1 protein-coding gene is annotated in these 246 nt (G+C 61.8%); it reads left to right on the top strand.

The genetic code is table 11. The features are described from left to right. On the top strand, positions 1-246 hold a 246-nt coding region (locus ACM0OX_RS35855; protein ID WP_414519987.1), incomplete at both ends, for a hypothetical protein.

The following is a 246-nucleotide window of genomic DNA, read 5'->3' as shown; positions in this document are numbered from 1 at the left end:
CCTATACGGCCGGCGACGGATCCACCACCATTCGCGTTCCCGATTTCAACGGGCAATCGTCAGGTGCTGTGGGGGCGCTATTCCTACGGGGTGATGGGGCGCTGTCGGCTGGGGCAAACGGTCTCATCCAGCGCGACGCCATGCAGCGAATGGTCGGCGAGTTTGGCAGCAGCGCCGACACAGGTTTCGTGAATCCCGCCCGATCCGGAGTTCTCACAAAGGGCATCGACGTTCCCTACAACTTGA

This window comes from Nostoc sp. PCC 9305, assembly GCF_963920915.1.
Taxonomy (GTDB): Bacteria; Cyanobacteriota; Cyanobacteriia; order Cyanobacteriales; family Nostocaceae; genus Nostoc.
The sequence above is the reverse complement of the archived record's forward strand: the minus strand, read 5'-3'. Positions and strand labels throughout refer to the sequence as shown.